The 12,251-nt window shown below is 44.6% G+C and carries 18 protein-coding genes; 5 read left to right on the top strand and 13 right to left on the bottom strand.

Annotated features, from left to right (window positions below; all coding sequences use genetic code 11):
* Positions 1 to 17: 17 nt before the first annotated feature.
* From NSQ46_RS05360 to NSQ46_RS05300, 13 genes are all read right to left on the bottom strand, one after another.
* On the bottom strand, positions 18 to 308 hold the full coding sequence (locus NSQ46_RS05360; protein WP_342576414.1) for a hypothetical protein: 291 nt from the start codon (positions 306 to 308) through the stop codon (positions 18 to 20).
* The gene (locus NSQ46_RS05355; RefSeq protein ID WP_210094671.1) at positions 305 to 508 is read right to left on the bottom strand and encodes a hypothetical protein; all 204 of its coding nucleotides are present in this window, start codon (positions 506 to 508) and stop codon (positions 305 to 307) included. Before NSQ46_RS05355 ends, NSQ46_RS05360 begins: the two co-directional genes overlap by 4 nt.
* 181 nt (positions 509 to 689) lie before the next feature.
* On the bottom strand, positions 690 to 1,397 hold the full coding sequence (locus NSQ46_RS05350; protein ID WP_342576413.1) for an MBL fold metallo-hydrolase: 708 nt from the start codon (positions 1,395 to 1,397) through the stop codon (positions 690 to 692).
* Entirely contained in the window at positions 1,397 to 2,335 is a 939-nt protein-coding gene (locus tag NSQ46_RS05345) for a recombinase RecT (RefSeq protein ID WP_342576412.1), read from the bottom strand. The genes NSQ46_RS05350 and NSQ46_RS05345 overlap by 1 nt, the downstream gene beginning before the upstream one ends.
* Before the next feature lie 2 nt (positions 2,336 to 2,337).
* The gene (locus tag NSQ46_RS05340) at positions 2,338 to 4,425 is read right to left on the bottom strand and encodes a hypothetical protein (RefSeq protein WP_342576411.1); all 2,088 of its coding nucleotides are present in this window, start codon (positions 4,423 to 4,425) and stop codon (positions 2,338 to 2,340) included.
* Positions 4,422 to 4,679, bottom strand: coding sequence for a hypothetical protein (locus NSQ46_RS05335; RefSeq protein ID WP_342576410.1), 258 nt, complete (start codon positions 4,677 to 4,679; stop codon positions 4,422 to 4,424). Before NSQ46_RS05335 ends, NSQ46_RS05340 begins: the two co-directional genes overlap by 4 nt.
* A gap of 59 nt (positions 4,680 to 4,738) precedes the next feature.
* On the bottom strand, positions 4,739 to 5,002 hold the full coding sequence (locus tag NSQ46_RS05330; RefSeq protein WP_342576409.1) for a hypothetical protein: 264 nt from the start codon (positions 5,000 to 5,002) through the stop codon (positions 4,739 to 4,741).
* Positions 5,002 to 5,307: a hypothetical protein gene (locus NSQ46_RS05325; RefSeq protein ID WP_342576408.1), complete on the bottom strand. Its 306-nt coding sequence runs from the start codon at positions 5,305 to 5,307 to the stop codon at positions 5,002 to 5,004. The genes NSQ46_RS05330 and NSQ46_RS05325 overlap by 1 nt, the downstream gene beginning before the upstream one ends.
* Before the next feature lie 353 nt (positions 5,308 to 5,660).
* Positions 5,661 to 5,939: a hypothetical protein gene (locus NSQ46_RS05320; protein ID WP_144866190.1), complete on the bottom strand. Its 279-nt coding sequence runs from the start codon at positions 5,937 to 5,939 to the stop codon at positions 5,661 to 5,663.
* Positions 5,940 to 5,948: 9 nt separating this feature from the next.
* Positions 5,949 to 6,464: an XRE family transcriptional regulator gene (locus NSQ46_RS05315; protein WP_277746976.1), complete on the bottom strand. Its 516-nt coding sequence runs from the start codon at positions 6,462 to 6,464 to the stop codon at positions 5,949 to 5,951.
* A gap of 338 nt (positions 6,465 to 6,802) precedes the next feature.
* Entirely contained in the window at positions 6,803 to 7,132 is a 330-nt protein-coding gene (locus NSQ46_RS05310) for a DNA-binding protein (RefSeq protein WP_342576407.1), read from the bottom strand.
* 18 nt (positions 7,133 to 7,150) lie between these two features.
* Positions 7,151 to 7,294 carry a hypothetical protein gene (locus tag NSQ46_RS05305; RefSeq protein WP_277746978.1) on the bottom strand — a complete coding sequence of 48 codons (144 nt, stop codon included), beginning with the start codon at positions 7,292 to 7,294 and terminating at the stop codon, positions 7,151 to 7,153.
* A 15-nt stretch (positions 7,295 to 7,309) separates the two neighbouring features.
* Complete coding sequence (locus NSQ46_RS05300) at positions 7,310 to 7,546, bottom strand: helix-turn-helix transcriptional regulator (RefSeq protein WP_277746979.1); 237 nt, start codon at positions 7,544 to 7,546, stop codon at positions 7,310 to 7,312.
* A 151-nt stretch (positions 7,547 to 7,697) separates the two neighbouring features.
* Between NSQ46_RS05300 and NSQ46_RS05295 the strand changes: the two genes are divergently transcribed.
* The 5 genes from NSQ46_RS05295 (at position 7,698) to NSQ46_RS05275 (ending at position 12,195) form a co-directional block, all read left to right on the top strand.
* The gene (locus NSQ46_RS05295; protein ID WP_342576406.1) at positions 7,698 to 8,105 is read left to right on the top strand and encodes a helix-turn-helix transcriptional regulator; all 408 of its coding nucleotides are present in this window, start codon (positions 7,698 to 7,700) and stop codon (positions 8,103 to 8,105) included.
* Between the two features lie 31 nt (positions 8,106 to 8,136).
* Positions 8,137 to 8,493 (top strand): hypothetical protein, encoded by a 357-nt coding sequence (locus NSQ46_RS05290; protein WP_277746981.1) that lies wholly within the window; start codon positions 8,137 to 8,139, stop codon positions 8,491 to 8,493.
* Between the two features lie 95 nt (positions 8,494 to 8,588).
* On the top strand, positions 8,589 to 9,950 hold the full coding sequence (locus tag NSQ46_RS05285) for a DUF4041 domain-containing protein (protein WP_342576405.1): 1,362 nt from the start codon (positions 8,589 to 8,591) through the stop codon (positions 9,948 to 9,950).
* Between the two features lie 115 nt (positions 9,951 to 10,065).
* Complete coding sequence (locus NSQ46_RS05280; protein ID WP_342576404.1) at positions 10,066 to 10,950, top strand: ImmA/IrrE family metallo-endopeptidase; 885 nt, start codon at positions 10,066 to 10,068, stop codon at positions 10,948 to 10,950.
* A 15-nt stretch (positions 10,951 to 10,965) separates the two neighbouring features.
* A complete protein-coding gene (locus NSQ46_RS05275) occupies positions 10,966 to 12,195 on the top strand; it encodes a site-specific integrase (protein WP_277746984.1) in 1,230 nt (409 codons plus the stop codon).
* The last annotated feature ends 56 nt before the right edge of the window (positions 12,196 to 12,251 follow it).

Genomic DNA, 12,251 nt, shown 5'->3' with positions numbered 1-12,251 from the left:
CATCCCCTAACTAGGATTCAATCTCTTACGACTTTGATGAAGGTTCCTTTTACACCCTTGCCCTGGGCGCCTGTCTGCAGCCCATCCGTAAGGGAATCAAGCATAGTTCCTAGCATGGGTCCGTACCCCTGAGGCTCAAAGTCAAATCCGATCAAAGAGCCGAGTGTAAAGGCAACAGAAGTATAGAAATGGCCGTGCTGATCAATCCCCGCCTTCTTCGCCTCCTCGTTCTTTTCAGTAAGAAAATCTACGATCTCCTTCGTACGCTGCTGAAGCTCCTCTTTTGTCATTTCATTGATTTGGTTCATATCGCACGCTCCTTCTTGATTCTCTCTTTCCATTCTTTGTCACCCAAGCATTGGCCGTACGTTATCTCAAAGTACCGGCGCCCGCAGACGAAGGAGACAAACTTCCCAGTCGCCCGTTCGTAATACATTCCGTTTAAGGCCGGCTGATCGGACATTTCCTCGTAATCTCCGAAGAGATCTAACTGCACAGGCTCACTCAACCTTGACGCCCCCTTTCGTCCCGAAGGTATACGATCGGGTATTTAACTTTCACTACAGTCCACCCGGGATAGCCTCGAGCGAAATACGCGCGTGTCTCCCGCTTAAACTCTTCCGGATCAGATTGCATTAAGCTCCAGATCCGCTCGCCCATCATGCTGCGCATTAAAGGTTTGCCGTCGATCATCGCCCGGCCACCCGGACCATCTTTCCAGTCACTTCCTGAATTTCTCGTTTGAAACGTTCCTCATCGCTATTACCATCCGATAAGTGCAATAGCCAAATCTCTTGGACTTTGCGGGTATCATTGGCTTTCAAGAAATCTTTTACATGTTCCAGACCAAAGTGCGACTTCAACAGTCGTTTCATTTGTCCTGGATGCAGGTGGCCGGACGCCACCCGTTCCCTTACGATGTCCATCGAATAATTGCATTCCACCATGATGTGGGTTAGATCCCGGAAGCGATGTCGGCAATAATAGGTGTCCGTCAGGAAGACTAGCTTGTCTCCGGCTGTATTGGCCAGCAGGAACCCTAGTGGCTCCTCGACGTCGTGCTGTATGTCAAAGGGGAGAATCGACCAGGTGCCAACATGAAACGGCTCCAATGCCTTGATGACCTTCAGACGATGCCCGGAGAGCCCTCTGGCATCCGCTGTTCCCTGGCTGGTATAAACGTCCACTCCCGCCTTCATGATGTCCTTAGCGGCCTTACTATGGTCCATGTGTTCATGGGTGATAAGGCAGCCGGCAATCTCAGTCATACGAAACTTCAACGCTCGCTGCAGGGATTTGAAAGGAAAGCCGGCCTCCAGCAGGAGAGCGGTATGCCCGTCCGAGATCCGGTAGGCATTACCCGCGCTGCTGGAGCCGAGGCATTGAATGTCGATCATCAGAAATCAGGCCCCTCAGTGCCGATCGGAGGAATATCGTCCGGATGGATTTCGAAATCCATTTCTCCTTGACCAGCCGGTTCTACATTGCTCTTAGATGAGCGAGTTGTTTCCCTTGGCTGTTCCGGATCCGGTTCGGGCTTAGCAGCCGTAGGAGGTGTAATGTCGATAACTTCACCATTTGCATTGGCTGTTATCTCAGCCTCAACCTCAGCTTCTGCAAGCACCTCGTCCTGACGCTGGAAGTGCTTCATTATCAGGCTGCCATCATCAGAAGTGTTCATATATGTTTTGCAAGTTCGATTGATAACAGTTCGTTTTGCCATTTCACCCGGAAACTCATTGTGGGTGCTGTTTTCCTTATCCGGATTCTGCTTTGATTTCTTCCAGGCTTGACGGATCTCTTTCATCGTCATCACCTCGGTGTATTCTCGACCATCGGGCCAGTAAATCGTGCAATAAGCCCCCGCAATCTTGCTGTCGTCCATATTGGAAAAGCTCGGCTTATGTTTTGTGATTTTTTTTCGGCCGCGAACAATTTCAAATTCAAACTCGTCGCCTTCATAAATAATTTGTGCATCGATATCTTCGGCCCCGGTTACTCGTTTAGTCACGGCCATCGTGCCAAAATAACTGCGCTGAAAGGTTAGAGTCTTACCGTAAACAATGAAGTAGCCTTGTTTCTTAGCAGGGTTCAGACCCTGCACAACCATATCCAATAAGGCATTGGCGATACTGTCCCGACTGCAAACTTCCAAGGCTGGTTTATAATCCTTGGTCTGCACTGTCTGGAGAAGCAGCCACGCCGATTTCATAGCATTCTCTGGACTATAGTTTGCGGGGAAGTGTATCTCCCCGCGCTCTTGGAATTGCCGAACCTTATCTGCTACTACATCAACTGTGTCGCGCTTTACGAGAGCCAATTGTTGAGAGCTCATTTTTAGATCGCCTCCTGCATATTGTTGTGGGTTACGATGCGCAGCTTCTTGTTTCTAGCTTTCCAAACGGCACTTGCCTCTTCATAGCTACCATGCAGTTTGATTAGCTCGTCCTTCGTCTCTTCAGGCAAACTATCAAATGTCGGCGGAACTATTAATCTAATCACCTGGGAATCGGTATCAATCAGCTGCGTTACCGATTCAGCGTTATCGATAAAGATCGGTGCCGAGAATCCGTAGTGCTCGCTGAGAGTATTAATGATATCCAGCCCTACATTGATTTGAGCGGCATTGTTAAGGCCACCGTCATACGGAACGCCGTTATAGAGCGTCTTGCAGACATCGTTCAGGCCGCCATTGAGTTGTTCTTCAAACAGCCGGAACCGGGCGTATTTGAATTTGCTGTTGATTTTGGACTCGAGTGCGGAAACCTTGGTCCGCGTAAACTCCTCCGTCAAGTAGAGCTCATGCTGCAGCCGCTCGTATTCGGCAGCTAGTTTGCGCTCCTGTTCGGTCAATTCAGCGATTCGTTTTTCAATCGCGGCTGCTGCAGCAATTTTCAACTTATCCGATTCGAGCTCGCTGACTTGATCCCTTAGCAATCTGATTTCGGCTTGAACCTTGCTTGCAGTGTCGGATGCGGAGGACCAAAGCTGCTCAATTTCAGAGCGTACAATCTCGGCTTCCTTTTGTTTGGCTTGATACTCTGGATCGTCGGCCGGATCGGAAACGGCTGCCTGCAGGTCGGCTAGCTTTGCTTCAGCTGCGGATACTTCTTCTTGCTTCACCGTCAGTTTGGTCTCTAGTACGGACAAACTCTCTTCTAGATCAAACATGGAATGCTTGAGCTTTCTGACTTCTTCTGCAGCGGCCTTGCCTTCGGCAGAGATACGTTCAAGCCGCTGAGATTTGGAAGCATTGAAGTCGGCCAGTGCCTTGTCCTTCGCAGCCTGTACTTGATCAGCTGGGAGAGCTTGTCCGCATGTCGGGCAATTATCGTCATGCTGATGTTCATGGGCGGGGAACTCCAACCCGTTAGCAGCATGCCATTCCTCCCGCAGCCGTTCCGCTTGGCTTTCAGCTCTTGTAATTTGCCGCTTGTGCTGTTCAATCTCACGCTGCCCGGCAGAAATTCGCGCTTGCAACTCGGATGCTTCGCCGCGGAGTTGCATCAATCGCTCCCGTTGCTCGCTCACGGCTTGCAAGCTATCTGCTTGGACCCGGTGTTTGATGTCCGTCAGCTCGGCGTTGATCTCACGAAGAAGGAGCTCCTTGGCCGACAGCTCGCCCCCAGACTGGATGCGCTGCAGTTCCGCAGTCTTGGCGTCTATCCTGCCGCGTAAGGTGTCGATGTCTTCCTGTAGCAGTTCAGCGTCCAGATCGGAGACATCCGGCTTGTCACGGTATTTCTCATCGATCCTTGTCGGGATCTCTTTTATTTCCTTATTGATCTCCGCAAGCGTTGATTTAATTGATTGCTTGTGCTTTTCAACGGTTCGCTCCTCCAAGATCGCTGCCAATGGAGTTAGCTCTTTATTGCTGGCGATAATCTCCGCATCCGTCATATCTCCGCAGACCTCTAGCAGTACTTTTCGGCGGGCTTCCGGCTTCAGCACCTCGTTGAAATAAGAAGGGCTGGTCAGAAGCTTGAAAACATCCTCGCTGATCAATGCATCAACTTCGGCCCTGTACTCTTTTTCCTTAACAGGAACCCCGTCGACGAAATAATTGGTTGTATGGCCGTCGAATACAGATGTGGCTGATCCCCGTTTCTGTGTCCATTTTTCACTGAACACTCTCCGGAATGTTCGACGGCGCTGGTTAACCAGAAGGACTCCCTCAACTTCATGATCAAGGCCATGCCGTACAACTTTGCCGGCCTTGTCCAGCTCTTTTATTTCAAACTTCTGTTCGGACCGATTGGCACTATCCTTTCCGAACAAAAGCCAAGTGAAGCCATCAAACAATGTCGTTTTGCCAGTTGCATTATCACCAAAGGCATCCACATTCCCGCCGTTGGCGTCGAGAACGAATTCACGGAATCCCTTAAAATTACGGAACGTCAGACGCTCCAGGACAATCTTCTTCAAGCGATTTCCTCCTTAACGGAATACTCGAGACCGACGTCTTGGATCGTTGGCTCGGGCTTCTCCGGATATTTCATATTTTCGAAATGCTGGCGGATCGCATATTCGATCTCCGCCAGCTGCTCATCATTACAATGAATCTCAACTGTGCCGCTTTTCCCCCGTACCGACAGGATCGTCGGCGTATACATCCTCTGGGGCTGCACCACGGTTTCAATGCGTTCGCCAGTAATATCAAGCGACATCGCTGCTCCCATTGCTGATCACTCCCTCTTGTGTGATTCGCCCCCATCTGGTAATATGGGGGCATCAAAATTTAAAGTTTGGCACCAGATATGACCCGTTGCTGCGGGTCATTTTCTGTTTGGTCATGTATAGCAATAGTTCTCCAATCTACGATGACCGGACAGTTCTCAATGCTCGCGATCAGGTGATCGTTTTCGTCGATCACCCAGAACTCGGAAATGTTGTCATCACCCACCTGCTTGATCTCAATGACTTCACGACCGTTCACCTCTGTTCCGACTTCAAAAATTCTTGTCGGGTTACTGACCACCATCAGCCTTTGGATAATCTGCATTAATGATCCGCCCTCCTTTCCCTGGCTTTGATTCTTTCAGCCTGTTCGGTTATTACCAAATCGGGCTCAAAGGTGTCTCGATTGAGATAAACGGTTTTGATGACCATCCCTTTGAAGTAGATGTCGCCTCGAATAAAAACACCAGATGGCCACATGTCCTCCAAATAAACCTCTACGAGTAAGGTCCCTCGTAAAACAACATAACCTCGGCCATTATCCATTTCAGCCATTCCAGCTGCCGATCCGATCAGCGTCTTCAAGGCGCGTTCGGCGTGTGCTTTCGGCAATTTAGGTAATTTGGCCATTCCATTTCTCCTTTCATATATATTTGATGCGTCAGCCGCATCTCTCGACGCCAGACAGGAGTAAGGTTATGATACTGTCCGACGCCGGGAGACAGGGCCGAAGCTCTGTCATTCGTATCCGAGTACTGTTTCGATATGGTCTATTGCATTCGCCAACTCGGAAGTTGGCAGGTTCTTCAACATGGAAGCAGCATTGAACCAATTCTGATAGGCTTCCTCCCGCTGTCTCTGGAGCTCATTCAATCGCTGAAAGTTCTCCGGGTCCGCCTGGATGAATTGTGAAATAGATTCTGTGCTTGCTCTAAGTGCTCGAGTAGTGGCAATGTACGCTTCTGCAGGTGATTGGGAGGCTGTCATAGCTCAACCCCCTTGCGCTTCTGACGTTCAACGATTAAAATAGACGACAAGAGACTCATTAGTCGTGATCTCAACCGAGACTGCCCTGGCCGGCGGTCTTTTTTCATTTCCAGTTCTTTCTCCGCGAATCTAATCATGTTGTTTAGATAGGCGATTCCATTCACGAGTTTGTTGGAGTCGATCATCTTGTCCGGATTGCGAACGATGACCTGCAGGTTATGTTCCGCGTTTCTTCCAGCCTCCAGAGCTTGTTTTACTAAATCACTTCTCAACATCCCAAAACCTCATTTCATATATTTTTTTGCCTTCAAATCAGCTCGATGCTCTTTCCATGTGGCGAGCCAGCTGAATGAATACTCCTTACAGAGAACTGCTGCAAAGTGCGTTAACGCAGTGATCGCTTCGACTGTTTCCATCAGAAGCCGTTTCAATATCTGCCTATCTGATTCAGTCAGCTGATCAGCAGTTTTACTGATCGGCGCCTCGGATGTTAGCACCAAAACTTCCTTCATTTCCTCGACCGTTTTGAAAAGCACCGATGCTCTATGTAAATCCACATTGTTGAGCCAGGGGGCGAAGGCGCCACCGGTGACCTCCCCAGCTGCAGCAATGTAGAGCTGGCCGTCATCGTAATGTGTTGCAGTGCTTCGCATGATATCTTTCGGCGCCTTCCGAGAACCTTTGATGATCTTGCCGAGCGTCGAGTTATCTATTTTGGCCACTTGTGCAGCCTGGATTTTTGTTTGGCCTTTACGTTTGAGGACTTCCTCAAGCGCGCTGCCGAATTGTCCAATCGCCATAATAATCTGATCTCCTTTGCCCAATTATTGGGATGATATTGGACAAGGAACTGTTGTAATATTTATCTGTGAGCAAAACCTTCCCCAATCGTCATCCCCTTCGCCGCCGGCAGCCGGTACCGCTCCGGCGGCTTTCTTCTATCCTCTTCAAGCTTTCCGTTGCTTCTTTCAAAACTCGCTTTCGTTCAAGTTTTGGTAAGCTTTCTGGGTTTACTGCGTAATTCGGAAGTGACATATCCAAGGCGACTTCAACATCTATGTTTTTCAGCAAGCTTCTTGTTACTGTCGCTGAAACACAGGCAATTCTGGAGGTTTGACGCATCCAGCGAAAACGCATTTCATGCCACCCTTCCCTTCCCTTTCACCTTCGATTTTTCACCAGCGTTGTCCCGGATCCACTCGGTATGCTCGTCGATCCAAGTCATAAGCGAGTGAGTCGGTACCCTTGGATGGCCAAACTCTCGAATGACCGGGAAATCATTTCTATTCAAAAGCTCTGACGCTTTCGTAGCTCCAACATCCAGCAAGTCCATAAGCTGCTGTTTTGTCAAAATAGGCGGCAAAGATGACTTTAACGCGTGTCTTTCAATGGCCTGGTCTACCGCCTCATTAATGGCGTCTTGCAGTTGGCCGAAATCAACCTGGACTTTAAAAATTCCTGCTTCCATTTGAGCCCCCGCCTCCCTTTAGAATTTAATAAGTACATAACGTGTTTTATTTGAATCGGGCCACATGCTGTGCAATGTCCATCCTTCGGACAACATTTCATTTACTTCTATACAATCAAATGTTTCTTTGACAGCTATGGCTTCAGATAACTGATGTTCCATCTAACCTGCCTCCTTTCAAGCAGTGTCTTTTCCGGAAAATGACCGTTGTGCATTTTTTGCACTATTTGATTCAAAAAAAATCGGCCACTCAAACTGAAGCACCTCTGCAATTCTTTTAGCAACCCTAACACTTGGCACAGTCCCATTTTCAATCTTGGTATAATAAGACCTTTCGATTCCAGCCAACTCGGCAACTTTTTCTTGGGTTAGGCTCAACTGAGTTCGTTTGTCGATTAAAAATTGAGTGTCCACCGCTCCACCTCCTTGTGAAGTTTCTACACATATTATAATGTGCATTTAATTCACAGTCAACTATTAATGTGTAATTTTATCACATTTATTTTTTTGTGAATTTTTTTCACTTATAATATTCAATAAATATAATGGTAAATGAGGTATATAGATGACTTCATTCAATGAAAGACTTAGGGAGTTACGGTCACGAAAGAAAATATCTCAACAAGAATTATCTGATCGTCTTGGGTTTAATCGTGCAACATATGCACGATACGAAACCGGTAATACACAACCTGATTTTGATACACTTAAAAAATTGGCCGATTTCTTTGAAGTGAGCACTGACTACTTATTGGGGCGAACTGATAAACCACGTTCTTCTATTCAATCAGATGGTTTTGACGAGAAAGAACAAGCCGAATTCGAAGCATTTATTAATAATCCAGAGCACGGAATTTTCTTCAAAGATTATCTGGACGCACCAGAAGAACGTCGTGAGGAAATGAGGATCATTTTTAAAGCGTTGATGGAAAAGGAAAGAAACCGGAAACCGGGACAAAGACAAGGTGAATAAGCAAATACCTCAGCCGATGAGGATTTAATTAATGGTGATTATTTTGAATCATGAAGAGATCAGAAAAGGGGTAACCCAATCTCGCGAGAGTGAATCTGGAGTAAACTGGTTGTTCGGAGAGATAATTATTATTGCAGTGATATCAGGTATATACTTTTCTTCATGGTGGGTTTTCGGAGGAGTTTTTCTAGGTTCGATTATTCTTATGAACATTAAACCAGTGCGGTATTTGTTATTTATAATTCTTTCTTTGGGATGTGGAGTTGTAGGCTGGATTATCGGGCAGTGGTTCGACAGCCTAGGCGCTTCAGTTGTCATCTCTGTTATTGCTACCTTAGCTTCTGGAGGAGCGCATATCTATGCTAATAAATGGTTGAATGATATCTAATACCCTGATCTGATGCCAGTCATCTCAACAACAAGGGGAGTAAATCCTGAAGCAAGTACCCCAGCCGATGGGGATTACACGGTGGAATTAATAAAATGAGCATACTTGATATTTTTAGAATAAAGAAAATAAAAACTGAGCTTGAAAATGTTCGTGCTGATTATGAGAATTTAAAAAAAATCATGACACCTGAACATCAAGAAGCATTCGATTTAACGATAGCAATATCTAAGTTATCCCATGAAAAAAACTTGTTGTTAGATGAGATTCAATTTAAAAAAAATAAATTAGATGTGTTGTACTCACAGTATGAAACCAAATCGAAGGAGCTTCTGGATCTGGATGAACAAATTAGCTTAGAATCCTTTTCTCTTTATAAACCCAAGTTTGAATTTGCAAATAGCACTATCTTTAAACAAAAGCTTGATACACTACGAGATGCACAAAAGTTAATGATCAAGGAAGGCACAGCCTGTGTAGGCAGCCAAAGCTGGACCGTGAACAACAATAAGGCAGAAGGAAGAAAAATGGTCAATGACATGATTAAGCTTTCGCTTAGGTCATTTAATAACGAATGCGACGTTTGCGTTGCGAATGTCAAGTTTAATAATATAGCCACTTATGAAAAAAGGATAATCAAATCATATGAAACTCTGAATAAGCTGGGCAAGATAATGCAAGTTTATATTACCGAGGAATATTTACAACTAAAATTGACAGAGCTATATCTCGCATATGAATATTCAGTAAAAAAACAAGAGGAGAAAGAAGAACAACGCCAGATCCGTGAACAAATGCGTGAAGAAGCCCGTCTCCAGCGTGAAATTGATGAGGCAAGAAAAACTATCGAAAAAGAAAAACGCCATTATACAAATGCTTTAGAGAAAGCAATGAAACAGTTGGAGCAGTGCAAGTCAGAGGAAGAACGGTTACTTATTAGTGACAAAATAGCCGAGCTACAAAAAAATCTGCAGGAAATTGAAGTAAGCCTTCAAGAAGTTGACTATCGTGAAGCCAACCAAAGGGCCGGTTATGTGTATGTAATATCTAATATAGGTTCATTTGGAGAAGGTGTGTTCAAAATCGGTATGACTCGAAGACTCGATCCTTATGATCGCGTATACGAACTTGGTGATGCCTCAGTGCCGTTTAATTTTGATGTCCATGCTATGATTTTTTCAGACGATGCTCCAACTCTAGAGGCAAAATTACATAAAACATTTGAAAATAAACGTTTAAATTATGTTAATAAACGCAGAGAGTATTTTAAAGTATCAATAGATGAAATTGAGCAGGTAATAAAAAACAACCATGATAAATCAGTTGAATTTATTCGAACATCTGCTGCAGAAGAATATCGTGAATCAATTTTATTAAGAAATCAGCAAGAGATCGTTGATTCAGAACAACAACATGCTTGGCAAGAGGTCGCAGTTGGAAATCAACATAAAAATTAGAAGTCAATAAATTAAAGAATCGATAACTGTTATCTCAGCTATAGAAACAGCCAGTCACTGGCTTTTCTTTTTAAGCACAAACCGAACATACATTCCCAAAAGTGGAGGTTGCAACATGTTTAGATATTATGAAACCACTCCATTAGAACAATTTGTTGAAAGGACTTATGCACGCCACGGAATACATACACCTCAACAGCTGACCGTCGAAGAACTGTCCAATCATTTAAATATTTGGATTCATTATCACAGAGTCCGAAGTCGTGCGGTAGAAACTTTGCCGGGAAAATATAGCATTTTTCTAGACAACAGATTAACACCTGAAAAACAATGGGTTGAATTTTTGCATGAACTCTGTCATTTACTCCGACACGCCGGCAATCAAATGGTGTTACCTAAATCATTCACGAAAGCTCAGGAAATAGAAGCAGACCACTTTGTGCTCTACGCTGCCATGCCAATTTCTATGATATCCATGCTTTCATTACCGGATAACCAGGCTGATGCTATTCGTTTCTTAGCGTCCACTTTTAGAGTTCCGACCTATGTCGCGAAGCAAAGACTAGAGCAAATCCAGCGAAGGGTATATCAAGGGAAGTTGTTGAGCGAAACCTCAAAGCTCATGGAGATCAGGAATCGAATAAATTATGAAGATATTCCTAGCCAGAGTGAAACGACCTTCTATGCTTATTTCGACCCAAGTGGTGATTACATCGAGCCTTCTCAAATCATTATTCAGGTAGATAAAAATACCCTTCTTACTCAAGAGGAACTTACCTTCTCGCTGGACGGTCCATTCAAACGTATCGAGGAAAGCCAGCTGGAGGCATTTGTCGACTGTAAACCTATAAAGTTTAATGATTTGGATTACACCAGAGATGGGAAGATCAGTCTGAAGCTGAGCCACCTGGCCAGCAGGTATTATAATTCAGCCTTCAAGTTCATCGTTCAGCGGAAAGATATAGAGCAAGTATTAAATTTTTATGGAGCAGATTTCTGAGGAGGGCGATGGAAAGTGGCGAGTTATACAAAAGTCCCCGCCAAGAATAAGCAAGGATATAAATGGATCTGCACATTAGAGGGGCCGCCTGATCCAGTTACGGGAAAACGTAAGCAAATTCCTCGCCGAGGCGATACAAAAAAAGAAGCACTGGATCGTGCACAAAAAGTTTTAGACCAGTTAACGAAACACGGAGTTGATGCGAAGAAGGTAAAAAAGCTCCCATTTGAGGAGGTCGCTTGGGAATGGTTAAAAACATATTCTAAAGGAAAAGTAAAGCCCGGGACAATTCGAATAAGAGAAAAGGAAATCAAAATCCTTTTGCGTTATATTGCGAAAATGAACATAGACAAAATTACACACAGGCAGTACCAGAATATTCTTAATGAACTTGATGATAAGGAATATGCAAGAACTACTATCGAGGGAGTTCATGTTACAGCCAACATGATCATGAAATATGCAATAAAAAGTAAAATGAGGATTGACAACCCTTGCACAGGTGCAATCATACCTGAGAAGATCCTTACAGTCGAAGAAATCGAAAACACATCCATCGAGGATGAATTTTTAGAGAGGAACGAACTAACGGAATTTCTAGAAGCAGCTTTCCTTCATGGTATGCCTATGGATCTAGAAAGGTTTTACCTATTAGCATTCTCCGGTATGCGCTCCGGCGAGTTATGCGCATTGAAATGGACGGACATATATTTCGAATCAAATCAAATTCGTATTACAAAGACACTTTATAACGAAAACAATAACATGAAAGAATATCAACTTGTCCCCCCCAAAACCAAAGGATCGATCCGCACGGTAGACATTGATGAGAGCGTAATGAATCTGCTAAAGTCTTACAAGGATGCTCAGCAGAAAATCATGCTCAAAAATAAAGAGACTAATCCAGAATTTCATGATGCTAATTTTGTATTTTGTCGGGATAATGGATACCCGTTTATTCAAAAAACCGTATTAAATCGAATGGAAAGACTTCTCAAGAAAACATCCATAAAAAAAGCAGCAACACCTCATATCTTCAGGCATACACACATTAGTATGCTTGCTGAAGCTGGAGTGGATTTGAAAACAATTATGCAGCGGGTCGGTCACGATGATCCAGAGACCACATTAAGAATCTATACCCACGTAACTGAGAAAATGAGAAAAAATGCGAACGAGAGAATCCGAATACACTTCGCCGATATTTTGAACTTCAAATTCAACACTAATCGACACCTCGCCTGATCCAGTTTTGCAAGGAATGTGATTTTTTCGTGATTTTATATCAAAAGGCTCCCTCT

It is taken from the genome of Paenibacillus sp. FSL M8-0142 (assembly GCF_038597315.1).
Taxonomy (GTDB): Bacteria; Bacillota; Bacilli; order Paenibacillales; family Paenibacillaceae; genus Paenibacillus_AQ; species Paenibacillus_AQ lactis.
This window is presented reverse-complemented; position numbering and strand designations above follow the sequence as displayed.